At 62.4% G+C, this 13,390-nt stretch carries 12 protein-coding genes; 2 read left to right on the forward strand and 10 right to left on the reverse strand.

Going from position 1 to position 13,390, the window contains the following annotated elements; all coding sequences use genetic code 11:
- The first annotated feature begins 19 nt into the window (after positions 1-19).
- A complete protein-coding gene (locus LJD17_RS09675) occupies positions 20-1,588 on the forward strand; it encodes a glucan biosynthesis protein (protein WP_227383965.1) in 1,569 nt (522 codons plus the stop codon).
- Positions 1,564-3,753: a glucans biosynthesis glucosyltransferase MdoH gene (mdoH, locus tag LJD17_RS09680; protein WP_227383966.1), complete on the forward strand. Its 2,190-nt coding sequence runs from the start codon at positions 1,564-1,566 to the stop codon at positions 3,751-3,753. The genes LJD17_RS09675 and mdoH overlap by 25 nt, the downstream gene beginning before the upstream one ends.
- A gap of 15 nt (positions 3,754-3,768) precedes the next feature.
- Here mdoH and gcvA read toward each other — a convergent pair whose 3' ends face one another.
- The 10 genes from gcvA to LJD17_RS09730 form a co-directional block, all read right to left on the reverse strand.
- On the reverse strand, positions 3,769-4,704 hold the full coding sequence (gene gcvA / locus LJD17_RS09685) for a transcriptional regulator GcvA (RefSeq protein ID WP_227383967.1): 936 nt from the start codon (positions 4,702-4,704) through the stop codon (positions 3,769-3,771).
- A gap of 339 nt (positions 4,705-5,043) precedes the next feature.
- Positions 5,044-6,687: a Na/Pi cotransporter family protein gene (locus LJD17_RS09690; protein WP_227383968.1), complete on the reverse strand. Its 1,644-nt coding sequence runs from the start codon at positions 6,685-6,687 to the stop codon at positions 5,044-5,046.
- A gap of 150 nt (positions 6,688-6,837) precedes the next feature.
- A complete protein-coding gene (locus LJD17_RS09695) occupies positions 6,838-7,473 on the reverse strand; it encodes a MarC family protein (RefSeq protein ID WP_227383969.1) in 636 nt (211 codons plus the stop codon).
- 108 nt (positions 7,474-7,581) lie between these two features.
- Positions 7,582-9,120, reverse strand: a complete 1,539-nt coding sequence (locus LJD17_RS09700; RefSeq protein ID WP_227383970.1) for a 3-hydroxyacyl-CoA dehydrogenase — start codon at positions 9,118-9,120, stop codon at positions 7,582-7,584.
- 11 nt (positions 9,121-9,131) lie between these two features.
- The gene (locus tag LJD17_RS09705; protein WP_227383971.1) at positions 9,132-9,899 is read right to left on the reverse strand and encodes an enoyl-CoA hydratase-related protein; all 768 of its coding nucleotides are present in this window, start codon (positions 9,897-9,899) and stop codon (positions 9,132-9,134) included.
- Between the two features lie 17 nt (positions 9,900-9,916).
- Positions 9,917-10,348, reverse strand: a complete 432-nt coding sequence (locus tag LJD17_RS09710) for a RidA family protein (protein ID WP_227384295.1) — start codon at positions 10,346-10,348, stop codon at positions 9,917-9,919.
- Positions 10,349-10,356: 8 nt separating this feature from the next.
- On the reverse strand, positions 10,357-10,824 hold the full coding sequence (locus tag LJD17_RS09715) for an acyl-CoA thioesterase (RefSeq protein WP_227383972.1): 468 nt from the start codon (positions 10,822-10,824) through the stop codon (positions 10,357-10,359).
- 9 nt (positions 10,825-10,833) lie between these two features.
- Positions 10,834-12,045, reverse strand: coding sequence for an acyl-CoA dehydrogenase family protein (locus LJD17_RS09720; RefSeq protein ID WP_227383973.1), 1,212 nt, complete (start codon positions 12,043-12,045; stop codon positions 10,834-10,836).
- Between the two features lies 1 nt (position 12,046).
- Positions 12,047-12,883 carry an enoyl-CoA hydratase family protein gene (locus LJD17_RS09725; RefSeq protein WP_227383974.1) on the reverse strand — a complete coding sequence of 279 codons (837 nt, stop codon included), beginning with the start codon at positions 12,881-12,883 and terminating at the stop codon, positions 12,047-12,049.
- Positions 12,880-13,389: a MarR family winged helix-turn-helix transcriptional regulator gene (locus tag LJD17_RS09730; RefSeq protein ID WP_227383975.1), complete on the reverse strand. Its 510-nt coding sequence runs from the start codon at positions 13,387-13,389 to the stop codon at positions 12,880-12,882. Before LJD17_RS09730 ends, LJD17_RS09725 begins: the two co-directional genes overlap by 4 nt.
- Position 13,390 lies beyond the last annotated feature (1 nt).

Genomic DNA, 13,390 nt, shown 5'->3' on the forward strand with positions numbered 1-13,390 from the left:
TTCACACATGAGTATCGACGTGCCGGTTTCGAAGGCTTCGCGCCTCTTCCATCCTCGCCGACGCGATATGCTGGCCTATCTCGGCGTTTCCATCGCCGGCCTCGCATATGCGTCGCCTCTTCGCGCACAAACCTTCCAAGCCACCTTGCAGGCGCGGATGGGCGATGGGCAGCGATTTGACCCGGCCATTGTGGTCGACATCGCGCGTCAGCTCGCCAAAAAGCCTTTTGTGGCGCCGCCCAACGATCTGCCGGATGCGTTCTCGAGTCTCAATTACGAACAGTATATCGGGATCAAATCCCTTCAGCAGCCCATCTGGCTGCAGGAAGGTCGCGGCATCGCCGTCGAGCCGCTTCACAGGGGATTCGTGTTTACGAACACGGTCGATATTTTCCTCGTCGAAGACGGCGCCGTCCGGCGGATCGGATACGATCCCTCCAAGTTCGACTTTGGCAAAATCAACGTCCCGGCAGGGCTTCAGGACATCGGTTATTCGGGCTTCAGACTTCTGGCGACCTCCGGCGACGGACCGCCGTTCGACTTTGCGATCGTTCAGGGTGCGACCTTTTTCCGCGCCGTTGCCCGCGGCCAGAATTTCGGCGCCATCGCGCGAGCCCTGACCCTCAAGCCGGCTGATCCCAAGGGAGAAGAATTTCCTTCGTTCCGCGCCTTCTGGCTCGAGCGCCCGGCAATCGGCAGCAACAGCCTGACGGCTCACGGCATCGTCGATTCGGAGTCGGCGGCGGCCGCCCTGCGGATGACTTTCAGGCCCGGAGACATGACCATCGTCGATGTCGAGATGACGCTCTTCCCACGGGCGAATCTCGATCACGTCGGGATCGGCGGCATCGGGTCGACCTATTTCTACGGCGCGAACGATCGCCGGAACGCCGATGATTTCCGGCCAGCCGTCTACGAGTCGACAGGTCTTCAGATCCTGAACGGAAAGGGTGAGTGGCTATGGAGACCCCTCCAGAACCCCGACACCCTCCAAATTTCCGCCTTCGTCGACGAGTCGCCCCGAGGGTTCGGCCTCATCCAGCGAGACCGGTCCTTCGAGACGTTTCAGGATGACGAGGCTCGCTTCGAACGGCGCCCGAGCCTGTGGATCGAGCCTCTCGGCGACTGGTCGCAGGGGAGCGTGCAACTCCTGGAAATTCCGACCGACGCGGAAATCAACGATAACATTCTAACATATTGGCGCCCGAAGGCCCCGATGGCGGCAGGGACCGAGGTTCCGTTCGCCTACCGGCAGTACTGGTGCTGGACTCCCCCCGAACGTCCTCCCCTCGCGACCGTGGCGAGCACCCGGGTCGGGCGCGGATCGGCCGGTCGGAGGCGGAGATTCGCTGTCGAGTTTTCAGGTGAGACCTTGGGAGAGACCCTGCCGGCCGACCTCAAGTCCGTTCTGACAGTCAGCCCAGGTTCATTTCAAAACCTTAAGGTTTGGCCTTATCCGGAACGAAAGGCGGTGCGTGTCGTATTCGACCTTGACCCCGGCAATGAAAACGCGTGTGAGATGCGTCTCATCCTCGAAGCAGGCGGGAAGCAGATAAGCGAAACATGGCTTTATCGTTGGACACCATAGGTCCTGACGCGACAAACGCGACGCAGGTGCGGCCTGAACCCAGCATGCCGCCCGAGAACCGTCTCGAGATGCCGACGCAATCGCTTCGGCGCTGGTCGTCGTCCAACGAGCGCAAACCCATCATCATGCGCGCGCCCTGGAGGATGCGCCTTGCGCGGCTTTTCGTCTTCGGCGGCGCACTTATCCTCACAGGCTATGGCACCTACGAGATGTACCAGGTGGTGTCGGTCAGCCGAACCACCGTGCTCCAGTGGCTGCTGGTTGCACTCTTCACCGTCAATTTTTCCTGGATCGCAGTCGCCTTCACCAGTGCCCTGCTGGGCTTCTTCGCGCTCCTCTTCCAGTCGCGAACACCGGCGCCCCTGCCGGACTCATTGTCGTGCCGCACGGCCATCGTCATGCCGGTCTACAATGAGCAGACTTCACGAACCTTCGCGGCCCTGGAGGCCATCTACGAGTCGGTTGAAGCGACCGGGCTGGGTGCCCGGTTCGACTATTTCATCTTGTCGGACACAACGGATCCCGAAGCCTGGATCGCGGAGGAGCGAGCTTTTCTTGATTTGCGGCAGCGCCTGGGCCCACAGGCTCGCTTCTACTACAGGCACCGCGAGAAGAACCATCACCGCAAGGCCGGCAACATCGCGGATTTCGTGACCCGCTGGGGCGGCCATTACGAACACATGCTGGTTCTCGACGCGGACAGCCTCATGACCGGCGACTGCATCGTCAGGCTTGCGGCGGCCATGGAGGCCGATCCCGACGCCGGCATCATCCAGTCGCTGCCCCTGATCATCAACCGCAACACCCTGTTTGCCCGACTTCAGCAATTTGCGGCCCGGGTGACGGGGCCCGTGATCGCCACCGGTCTGGCCGTTTGGATGGGCCGGGACGGAAATTACTGGGGCCATAACGCCATCATCCGGACCAGGGCCTTCGCAGAGCAGGCCGGCCTGCCGGATCTCAAGGGCAGGCCTCCGTTCGGCGGCCATATTCTCAGCCACGACTTCGTGGAAGCGGCGCTCCTCCGGCGGGCGGGCTGGGATGTCTATATGCTTCCGGATCTCGGCGGATCCTACGAGGAAAGCCCGCCTTCTCTCATCGATCTCTCCGCGCGGGACCGCCGCTGGTGCCAGGGCAACCTCCAGCATATGCGGGTCATCGGAGCCAAAGGGCTGAAGCTGCCGACGCGCCAGCACTTCGCGACCGGGATCATGTCCTATCTGGCGTCTCCGTTCTGGTTGTTCCAGCTCATCGTCGGTATCGCCCTGGTGCTGCAGACGACGTATATCCGACCGGAATATTTCGCCCGGGACTTCCGGCTCTATCCGATCTGGCCCCGGTTCGACCCTGAACGGGCCCTTGCGCTGTTTGCGCTCACCATGGGAATCCTGCTGGCGCCGAAAATCTTCGGCACCTTGCTCGTGCTCCTGAGAGGACAGGAGCGACGGGCCTGCGGCGGCGGAATCCGGGTTGTGCTGTCGTCGCTGCTTGAAATGATTCTCTCGGCCTTGCTCGCTCCTATCCTGATGCTGATCCAGTCGGGTTCGGTGTTTCAGATCCTGCTCGGCCGCGACACCGGATGGCAGCCGCAGCGCCGGGACGACGGGTCGATTCCGTTAAAAGATATCGTGCGGCGCCATCGATGGCACACGGTTCTGGGAGCTTTGAGCGGCATTTCGGCTTTCATGATCGCCACTTCGCTGTTCCTTTGGATGTCTCCCACGATCCTCGGCCTGCTGCTGGCGATCCCATTGTCCTGGTTGAGCGGTCAGCTGGGCGCCGGCCTTGCCCTGAAGCGGATTGGATTGCTGCGTACTCCCGAGGAAGCCACGCCCCCAGCGATCGCGATTCGCGCCAACGAACTGCAGCAGCGAAACGCTACGTTCGCGTTTGACGATCAGGACGGATTGTTCGCCCTCTATTGCGATCCTCACTTGCGGGAGCGGCATGTGGACATGCTTTCCCCCGCCTCGCGACGCAGGCGCGGCGAAATCGAGACTGACCGGGCGCTGGCGGAAGCAAAGCTTGCGGACGCTGAGACCGTCCATGATGTCTTGAGCTGGTTGAAGCCTAAGGAGAGGATTGCCATCCTGAAGGATCCGGCGCTCCTCACACGCTTGGTCGGCCTCAAGAGCGGTTCCACCGACGCGAAGGCTGCCGAGTGACGGCAGCGCCGCTCGTCATGCCGATGCGGCTTGAGCCTGCGGAGGCTGGGACCCTTCCGCATCGCCCGCGACCTCGCTGATGAGCCAGTCGCGGAAGGCCTGTATCTTCGCAGCGCGACGGCGGGCCTTGGGATAGACGATCCAGTAGCTTCGGTCCGCCGTGACGACCAGATCGAAGGGTTTAACGAGCCGTCCGGCCGCCAGATCTCCCCGGAAGAAGAAGGGATTGACCATGGCGACACCCTGCCCCGCCATGGCGGCCATTCCTTCGAATTGCTGCGCCCCCAGGGAAAAATCCGGCCGATTCGAAAGATCGGCCTGTGGAACGCCTGCCGAATTGAACCAGTCCATCCACCAGGGGTCGCTAGGAGCGATCAGAGGAAGCTTCAGGAGATCCGCCGGTGTTCTCAAGTCCGCCTGCTGGAGCAGCTCTGGACTGCAGACCGGGGTGAACTGATTCGGAAAAAGCAAGTGCGCTTCGAGGCCTGGCCAGACCCCCGTGCCGCTCCGAATTCCCACATCGAAATCGTGCTTGGCGAAATCGATGATCTGCTGGTTGATGTCGATTTGCACGACGATGCCCGGATGAAGCTGCTGAAAGCGGCCCAGCCGCGGAACAAGCCAGTTGGCCGCGACGGTCGTCACCGTGGTGATGCTCAGCGTCGTCTGAACGGCCTCATCGATGCCGTCGAAGGCGTTCCTGAGAAGCTCGAACGCCTCCGTAACTGCAGGAGCCAGTTGGCTGCCGCGGGCTGTCAGCGAGACGTGACGGGCATGCCGGGTAAAGAGAGGTGCACCGACGCGATCCTCCAGCATGCGGATCTGATAGCTTACGGCAGCTTGAGTCATTCCCAGCTCCTCGGCAGCCCGGGTAAAACTCTGGTGGCGCGCCGCCGCCTCGAAGACGCGGACGGCGCTCATGGGAGGGAGCTTGAGAGACTGTTTGGACATGGTCGATCCATAAGGCTTCCTTATGGCAGCCATCTGGCTTTCGCTTTGTCAAGCCCGGCGGAGAGGCGCATCCTTTTCCCATATCAAGGAGCTTCCCTGAGGCTCGATCAAACTCGGATGGTTGCCATGAGGTATGAAGACGTCCGTCGCCTGCGCGGCGTAGAACACCTTTGGTTTCGCATAAAGCTGTGGTGGAAACCGATGCCCACCTGCCTGCATGGACCGTTGATTTCCAACTTCAGCCACCTTTCAGATCATGAAAGACGCGATATCGGCTTGCCGGAGCAGGTTCGGTACGCGGACTGGCATGTCTTGAAGGAGAGAGGCGGCTTATCCTGATCAGGAGCTCAATCGGCTCGGCTTCAGGTCGCCTGTCTGCTCGAGAAGGGAATGAGCCGTCGCTGCAATGTGAGCCTCGATCCGCTTCAGGTCGCGAACGATGTCGAGCTGAAGCGCGGAGGTATCGCCGATGGACTTGCCGGACCGCAGCTGCTCGAAATGCCGCTGCGTGATCGTCCGCTCCAGGTCGCGGAAGCGCTCCTTCTCGGCAACGAGGCGGCGGGCCGATCCGATGTCCTGGAACATCAGCACCGATGCGGCAAGCTGGAGGTGCTCCAGCAGTTTGCCGTGCATGTTGTCGATGTCGGCAAGGCTGTCCTTCGGCAGGCGCAGGTGGTTTTTGATGCGCTTCGCGGCGAGCTCCATCAGGTTCTTGTCGATGATATCGCCCACATGTTCCAAGTTAATGGCGAAGGCCAGGATATCGGACAGGCGCTTGGCCTCTTCGTCGCTCAGAGCCTCGTGATTGATGGAACTTAAATAACGGCGAACGGCGCTGTACAGCCGATCGACGACGTCGTCCGTCCGGCTGATGGCATCGACGCGGCTGACATCCCCCTCATGGAAGAGGTCCTGCGAACCCCTGAGCATCGTCTCCACGATATCCGCCATCCGAAGGACCTCACGGGCTGCATTCGACAGGGCAACGGAAGGCGTGTCCAAGGCATCCGTATCGAGATATTGCGGAACGCTGGGATCCGAGGCCCGGACCTTTTCGGGAAAGAGACGGAGCAGAAGGGTCGCAATCGCCGGAAGCGGCAGGATGAACACCGCCGCGAGCACGACATTGAAGAGGGTATGGAAATTCGCTGCCAACCGCGATGGGTTGGGGTCGAACATGCTCATATACGCCAAAAGCGGATCGATCAGCGGAAGCGCGACGGCGCAGCCCACAACGCGCATGGCCAGGTTCCCGAACGGCACACGCAGCTTCACCGGATCGCCTCCGGTCCCTTCCAGAAGCGGATTGAGGGAGCTGCCGAGATTGGCGCCGAGAACCATCGCCAGAGCGGAATGGGAATCGATCACACCGGCGGAGGCGAGCGACATGATGAACAGCAAGGCCGCCACGCTGGAATGGGCCGCCCAGGCAAGGGCGGCGGCCAGGAGTACCAGGATGAGCGGATCGGGAGCGATCGAAGCCAGGAGACTCTTGAGGACGACCGACGACTCGATCGGACGAATGGTCTCCGTGAGAAGGTGCAGGGAGAGGAGCATGAGCCCCAGGCCGATGACGACCCGGCCCAGATCCCTGGCGCGGCTCGTCGAGCCGCGGCGGAAACCCATGTAGCCGCCGAAGATCAGAAACGGGAAAATCAGGCTGATATCGAAGGACAGCACCTGGACGATCAGTGTCGTACCGACATTCGCCCCGAGCATGACCGCGAGAGCCGGGATCAGGTCGACCGCTCCGCCCGCCGTGAAGGACGCAACCATCAGGGCGGTGGCCGTGCTGCTCTGCAGCACCGTCGTCACTCCGAGACCCGCCAAGAACGCATGGAGGCGCGTCTTCAGGCCCACCCCGAGGATCCACCGCAGGTCACTGCCGAAGGCCCGCTGCACACCGCTGTTGACCATGTTGATGCCCCACAGGAGGAGGGCGATCTCGCCAAGGAGATGAATCAGGACGGCGGTTGCGGACATTCATTCCTCAGGGTTGCGGGAGAACTCAAACGTTCTGCATACCCCCCTTAGGCCCAGGCCGCAATCAGGTTGCCGGCTAATAATGAGAACCTGTTCCAGAAAGCTCCGAAAAACTGTCGATTCGGGGAAACTCCCCTCCCCCAACAGGCCTCAGATCGGAGGCAGTTTGAGCCATTCGGCGAGCGCGGAAACGATCAAATTCACCGAGAGGGCCGCCAGGATCACGCCCATGACGCGGCGGAGCACGTTGATCCCTCCCCGGCCGAGGAATTTCCCGATCACGTCGCCGAGAAGGAAAATGCTCAGGAGCAGCCCCAGGACGACGGCCAGAACGCCGAAGGTCGACATCTGCTCTGCGAGGGTGAAACGGTTGTTGTCGGTCAGGATGATGATCGACAGCATGGCCCCCGGGCCGGCGATGATGGGCGTCCCCAGGGGGTAGACGGCAACGTTCAGGGCATTGCTGGACGCCTCCGTCGCCGCACGCGCGGCTGACGGTGGTTCGGACAGGACCATCGAAACCGAGAATAGCAGAAGGATGATGCCGCCTGCGATCTGGAAGGAGATCAGCGAGATTCCCATCGCATGCAGGAGAAACTGGCCCGCGATGCCGAAGAACATCAGGATGAAAAATGCGAACCCGACGGCCATCAGGGCAGCCCGCCGCCGCTCGCTCCCGCTCAATTCCGTGGTCGCCCCGAGGAAAAGCGGCAAATGACTGATCGGATCGAGCATGGCCCAGAGCGTGAAGAACTGATTCAGGATGAGTTTTTGGTCTTCAAGCATGAGGGGGACTCGTTTGGGTCAGCGGCAAACAGGACCCGGCCGTACCAGCTCCAGTACGGCCCAGGTGCCAGGAAATCAGCGGGTTAGCAATCCGACTTCGGTCTGGCGCTATGCGAGCCGCTCCGGTGCCGTCAGGGGAATTCCCAGCATTGCGCGGCGTTTGAGCCAGGGGGACGGGCGGTAGCGCGGATCACCGTAGAACGCATGACAGGCTTCCAGTATCTGCAGGATCCTCGCAGGACCCAGCTCGTCTCCGAAGCGAAGCGAGCCGCGTGGATATCCCAGTCCGATCTCGGTCGCCGCATTGATGTCCTCGGGAGCCGCGATGCGCTGCTGAGCAATGTCCGCACCGACATTGACGATGCAGGCGATGATGCGCTGCGCGATGAAGCCGGGACTGTCATGGATGACTGTGACGGCGGTTCCATCGGCGGCAAGAAGCCCTTGAATTGATTGGATTATGTTAGGGGCCGTGGCGGGAGTGTGCATCATCGTGCGCCGATGCTTGAGACCGAGCAGGCAGTCCACGGCAACGGACCGGGCCGGATCGACTGTCTCGGCCAATGCTGCCGTCGTCGTGTCCTCGCCGTAGGGGGTGAGAACGACCATCGCTTCCGGCGATGGCCGCTCGCCGGTTTCCACCGCGGCGCCGGCCTGCTCGAAAATCAGACGCAGGTTTGCCGCGTCCTTGGGAAACCGGTTCGAGACCCAGACCGGCCGGGACGTATCAGGAGACGGCATCGGCGGCTCCGGTGTCTTATCCGCCTTCCCGTTCACGTAGCGATAAAAGCCCTGCCCGGTCTTGCGCCCCAGCAATCCCGCCGCCAGGCGCTGCGCCGACATGCCGACGGGGCGGTAGCGCGGTTCCTCGTAGTACTGGTGATAGATCGACTCCATTACCGGATGAGATACATCGAGCCCTGTCAGGTCGAAGAACTCGAACGGGCCGAGGCGGAAACCTGCGGCATCGGTCATGACCCGGTCCACATCGCCCACGTCGGCGATCCCCTCCGAGACGATCCGCAGGGCTTCCGTTCCGAACGCACGGCCGGCATGGTTCACCAGGAAGCCCGGTGTATCCGTGGCACGGATCGGCCTGTGCCCGATCCGGCGGGCCAGATCGGTCAGTGCAACCAAAACGCCATCATCGGTCCGGGCTCCTCCGATGACTTCGACGATCCGCATCAGAGGGACCGGATTGAAGAAATGGAATCCGGCGACCCGTTCGGGGCGACGAACCTTCGCGGCGATGCCGGTTACTGAAAGAGATGAGGTATTTGTCGCCAGGATGCACGCCTCGTCGACGACGCCCTCGAGGGCAGCCATGACCTCATGTTTAACCTCCAGCCGCTCCGCGACCGCCTCGATGACGACGTGACAGTGCGAGAGGGACTGGTAAGGGCTGCCCGCTGACGGCTCCGCGCCACGGATCCGTTCGACCGCGGCGTCCGCATCCGTGGCGGAGAGCAAGCCTTTTCCGACTTTTCGCCTGATCATGTCGGCACAGAAGGCCCGCGCCTCATCGACGGCTTCCGGTCGAGCGTCGGCCATGATGACGTGAACTCCGGCCTCCGCCGCCACCTGGGCAATCCCGCGCCCCATGATTCCTGCGCCCACAATGCCCAGGGTCAGGTCGTCGCGCGCCATGTCGATCATCGTCAGCGTCCGGTGAAGGAAGGGGGCCGCTTTTCCAGGAAAGCCGCCATGCCCTCCTTCTGGTCGGCGGTTCCAAACATGAGCTGAAACGCATGGCGCTCCAGCACGAGCGCGGATTCCAAGGGAAGATCGCTGCCTTGAAGAACCAGCTCCTTGATCTTGCGGGCAGCAAGCGGAGGCAGTGCTGCGATTTGGCGGGCCAGGTCGATGGCCCGCTCAAGAACCTCCGCGTCCGGCACCACTTCGCTCACGAGGCCCATGGCCTCCGCGTCCCTTGCCATGACGGGCTCGCCCGTCAGCAGGATTTTCATGGCCTTGAACTTCCCAACAGCACGGACGAGGCGCTGTGTCCCCCCGGCTCCGGGGATGATCCCGACCTTGATTTCAGGCTGTCCGAACCGCGCGCCCTCGCCTGCGATGATGATATCCGCATGCATCGCGAGCTCGCAGCCACCTCCAAGGGCAAAGCCATTGACGGCCGCGATCAGCGGCTTCGGAAAATCCTTTATCGGTGCCCATGTCCGTTCGCCGGCCCGCAGCATCATGTCGACAGGCTGAGCGTTCGACATTGCCTTGATGTCGGCTCCCGCTGCGAAAACCTTGTCGGTTCCGGTCAGCACGGCACAAGACACGCCGTCATCGGCCGCGAGGTCGGTAAAGATCTCCGCAAGACGCTCCCGCACAGCTCTGCTCAGCGCATTGCGCGCTTCCGGCCGGTCGATCCGAACGCAAGCAACGGCCCCAGGCAGCCGTTCGAGAACAACGTCCATCAAGGCTCCTCCGTCACTTAAATGCTTTTGGGAACAACCGCGGTTGCCTCGATCTCGAGCAACGCTTCCTTCTCGACGAGCCGAACGACCTGGACGAGGGCCATGGCAGGGTAGTGGGGACCCAGCACTTCGCGGTACGCCTTTCCGAGATCCCGCAGGTTGGCCAGGTAGTCATCGATATCGACCACATACCAGGTCAGCCTCATCAGGTGTTGGGGGCCCGCGCCTCCCTCCGCAAGAATGGACCGGATATTGAGAAGGGTCTGCCGGGCCTGCGCCACGAAGCCCTGCGGGAAAACGCCAGCCTCGTCCCAGCCCACGATCCCGCCGGTTACGAGGAGCCTGCCCTCCGCCATCATTCCGTTGGAATAACCTTTCGGCTGCGGCCAGTTCTTCGGGTGCAAAGGCTCCACCCGACCGGGAGAGGCTGACGGAATCGTTGTCTTGATCGCGGATGTCACTGAAGGTTCTCCCAGTAGCGCTCGAGGGCTGCGCGCAAATCGTCGGGCAGCGGGATGGAGCGGTGGGTTTCGAGGGAAGTGGTGACCATGACCATCCGTGCGACAAGGATCGGCTCCTCCGCACGGGTTGCATGAATATGAAAGGTCAGGGACGAACGGCCGATCCGCTCGATCACAATGGCGCAGTCCAGGTGATCGCCCATGAATCCGGGCTTTGTGAATTCAGCGCCGGCACTGACGAAACCGAGCCCGGTTCTCCGGGGCCCGATCATGTCGTGGTAATCGATGCCGAGACACTCGCAAAACCAGTCTTCGACGACGCCGTTGAGGATGTCGAAATAGCGCGCGAAGTAAACGATACCGGCCGGATCGCAATGGGAGAACCGCACCGGCACCGTCGTCCGCCATGCGCGGTTCACGGCAGTCGGCAAAGTCGCTTCGGAAGAACGGATGTCGCTCATCATCCGCGCGCCTCAAGCCGACGCCCGGTGCGAGGCCGTCCCGGGATGGGACTGTGCCGCCAGCAGTTTCAGCATCTCACGGGCGATGACGACCTTTTGGACCTCGGTCGCTCCCTCGTAAATGCGCAGTGCCCGGATGTCGCGATAGAGCTCCTCAACCTTCATGCCCTTACGCACACCCGCCCCACCGAAGATCTGCACGGCCTTGTCGATCACGGTCTGAGCCGATTCCGTGGCGTGGAGCTTGGCGAGTGCCGCCTCCCGGGTAATGCGCGGAGCACCGTGGTCTTTCGTCCAGGCTGCCCGATAAACCGCAAGCGCGGATGTATCCACCAGGGTCCCCATCTCGGCTAGGGCCGCCTGCGTCATCTGCAAATCCGAGAGGGGAGCGCCGAAGAGATGGCGCGAGGACGCGTGCTTTAATGCCTCATCCATGGCCCGTCGCGCGAAGCCCAGGGCCGCGGCGCCGACGGTTGAACGGAATACGTCCAGGGTTGCCATGGCGACCTTGAATCCTTCGCCCGGCGCCCCGATACGATGGGACAGCGGAACACGGCAGCCCTCGAACCGGAGGGTTGCAAGGGGATGCGGGGCGATGGTGTCGATACGCTCTTCGACGATGAGCCCGGGAGTGTCTGCGTCCACCATATAGGCCGAAAGCCCACGAGCGCCCGGCCCCTCGCCCGATCGGGCGAACACCACGTAGTGATCCGCAATGCCGCCGTTCGAAATCCAGGTTTTGACGCCGTCGATCCGCACATGTCCCGCTCCGTCGGGCGTCGCGGTGGTGGCCATCGCAGCCACATCGGAACCTGCCTCCGGCTCCGACAATGCGAAAGCCGCAATGGCCTCTCCCCGCGCGACGCGGGGCAGATAGAAACCCTTCAAGGCATCGGAACCGAACAAGGTGACGGCGCCGGTTCCCAGCCCCTGCATGGCAAAGGCAAAGTCCGCAAGGCCATCCCGATAAGCCAGCGTCTCCCGCGCCAGGCAGAGAAGGCGCACGTCAAAGGCCGGGGTCAGTCCGCCGTAATCGTGCGGAACGACGACCTTGAGCCATCCGTCCTCGCCAAGTCTTCGCACGAGTGCGCGGCAGGAGCCGTCCACGTCGTCATGGTCGACTTCTTCCTCGAGAGCCGTGTCCGCCCACTCTCCCAACGCGTGCGCAAACCGGCGGTGCCGCTCCTCGAAGAACGGCCAGGACAGGAAACTTTGATCGATCATCTTAGTCTCCTTGAAAAACGGGCTTCTCTTTTGCTGCGAATGCCCGGTAGGCACGGGCGAAGTCTTCCGTGGTCATGCAGAGGGCCTGCGCGACAGCCTCAGCCTCGATCGCCTCCTCAACCGACATGGCCCATTCCATGGCAAGCATGCGCTTCGTCATGGTGTTGGCAAAGGTGGGGCCGGTTCCGATCCCGTGCGCGAGACGCGAGGCCTCCTCCAAGAGGGTCTCCGCCCCGACGAGGCGGCTGAAGAATCCCCAACGCTCGCCCTCCTCCGCGCTCATGAAGCGGCCGGTATAGAGAAGCTCGGAGGCCCGCCCCTGCCCGATGATCCTCGGCAGGATGGCGCAGGCGCCCATGTCACAACCGCCAAGGCCTACCTTGTTGAACAGGAAGGCGACTTTTGCGCCCGGAGACGCAATCCTGATATCCGACGCCATGGCAACGATAGCGCCTGCGCCGGCGCAGATACCATCGACCGCCGCGACGATCGGCTGGGGAGCCGCACGCATCGCCTTGACCAGCTCACCTGTCATCCGCGTGAAAGCCGTCAGTCCCTTGGTGTCCATTTCGACGAGCGGTCCGATGATCTCGAAGACGTCGCCGCCTGACGAGAAATTGCCCCCCGCACCTGTGATGACGATCGCCTTGACGGCTTCGTCCCGCGCGCAGGCGTGGAAGAAATCCGTAAGTTCCCGATAGCTCTCGAACGTGAGAGGATTCTTCTTCTCCGGACGGTTGAGCGTGACGGTCGCCACCGGGCCCTGCACGGAGAGGAGGAAATGGCGGGGCGAGTACTCTGCCAGCGGCAGGGTCACCTGATTGGCCAAATGGGTCATGCCGCTTCTCCCGACATCGCGCGGCGAGCGGAAAACTTGGTCTTTGCAAGAAGCCGCATCAGATCCCGCTGTTCCTTTTCCGTCAGGCCGCCGAAAAGATCGGCGATCCACGCCTCATGCTCTGCGGCCATTGTGCGGAACTCCGCTCTCCCGGTGGTCGTCAGCCTGATGATTTGCGCCCGGCGATCCAGCTCGGACACGCGGCGCTCGAGATGGCCGGATGAAACCAGCCGCTCCACAAGGCCGGTCAGATTGCCGTTGGATACCATCATCCGCTTCGACAAGTCCGACAGGGTCATGCCATCGGGAGCTTTGTCGAGCTGCGCCATCAGGTCGAATCGGGGTAGCGTCACGTCGAAACGTTCCCGCAGGCGACGCCGAACCTCGCCTTCGATCAGGGTGGAACAGGTCAGGAGGCGCAGCCAAAGCCGCAACTCGTCCCGATGATCCTCGGGCAGTTCGAACGCCTTCGTCTCGGCATCCAGGGGAATGGCTTGATCGCTCATG

This window comes from Microvirga rosea, from assembly GCF_020595095.1.
Taxonomy (GTDB): Bacteria; Pseudomonadota; Alphaproteobacteria; order Rhizobiales; family Beijerinckiaceae; genus Microvirga; species Microvirga rosea.

Excerpts from the sequence above, each read along its gene's own strand:
- mdoH (WP_227383966.1), top strand. The coding sequence starts at position 1,564 with ATGGCTTTATCGTTGGACACCATAGGTCCTGACGCGACAAACGCGACG.
- gcvA (WP_227383967.1), bottom strand. The coding sequence starts at position 4,704 with ATGTCCAAACAGTCTCTCAAGCTCCCTCCCATGAGCGCCGTCCGCGTC.
- LJD17_RS09690 (WP_227383968.1), bottom strand. The coding sequence starts at position 6,687 with ATGTCCGCAACCGCCGTCCTGATTCATCTCCTTGGCGAGATCGCCCTC.
- LJD17_RS09695 (WP_227383969.1), bottom strand. The coding sequence starts at position 7,473 with ATGCTTGAAGACCAAAAACTCATCCTGAATCAGTTCTTCACGCTCTGG.
- LJD17_RS09700 (WP_227383970.1), bottom strand. The coding sequence starts at position 9,120 with ATGGCGCGCGACGACCTGACCCTGGGCATTGTGGGCGCAGGAATCATG.
- LJD17_RS09705 (WP_227383971.1), bottom strand. The coding sequence starts at position 9,899 with ATGGACGTTGTTCTCGAACGGCTGCCTGGGGCCGTTGCTTGCGTTCGG.
- LJD17_RS09715 (WP_227383972.1), bottom strand. The coding sequence starts at position 10,824 with ATGATGAGCGACATCCGTTCTTCCGAAGCGACTTTGCCGACTGCCGTG.
- LJD17_RS09720 (WP_227383973.1), bottom strand. The coding sequence starts at position 12,045 with ATGATCGATCAAAGTTTCCTGTCCTGGCCGTTCTTCGAGGAGCGGCAC.
- LJD17_RS09725 (WP_227383974.1), bottom strand. The coding sequence starts at position 12,883 with ATGACCCATTTGGCCAATCAGGTGACCCTGCCGCTGGCAGAGTACTCG.
- LJD17_RS09730 (WP_227383975.1), bottom strand. The coding sequence starts at position 13,389 with ATGAGCGATCAAGCCATTCCCCTGGATGCCGAGACGAAGGCGTTCGAA.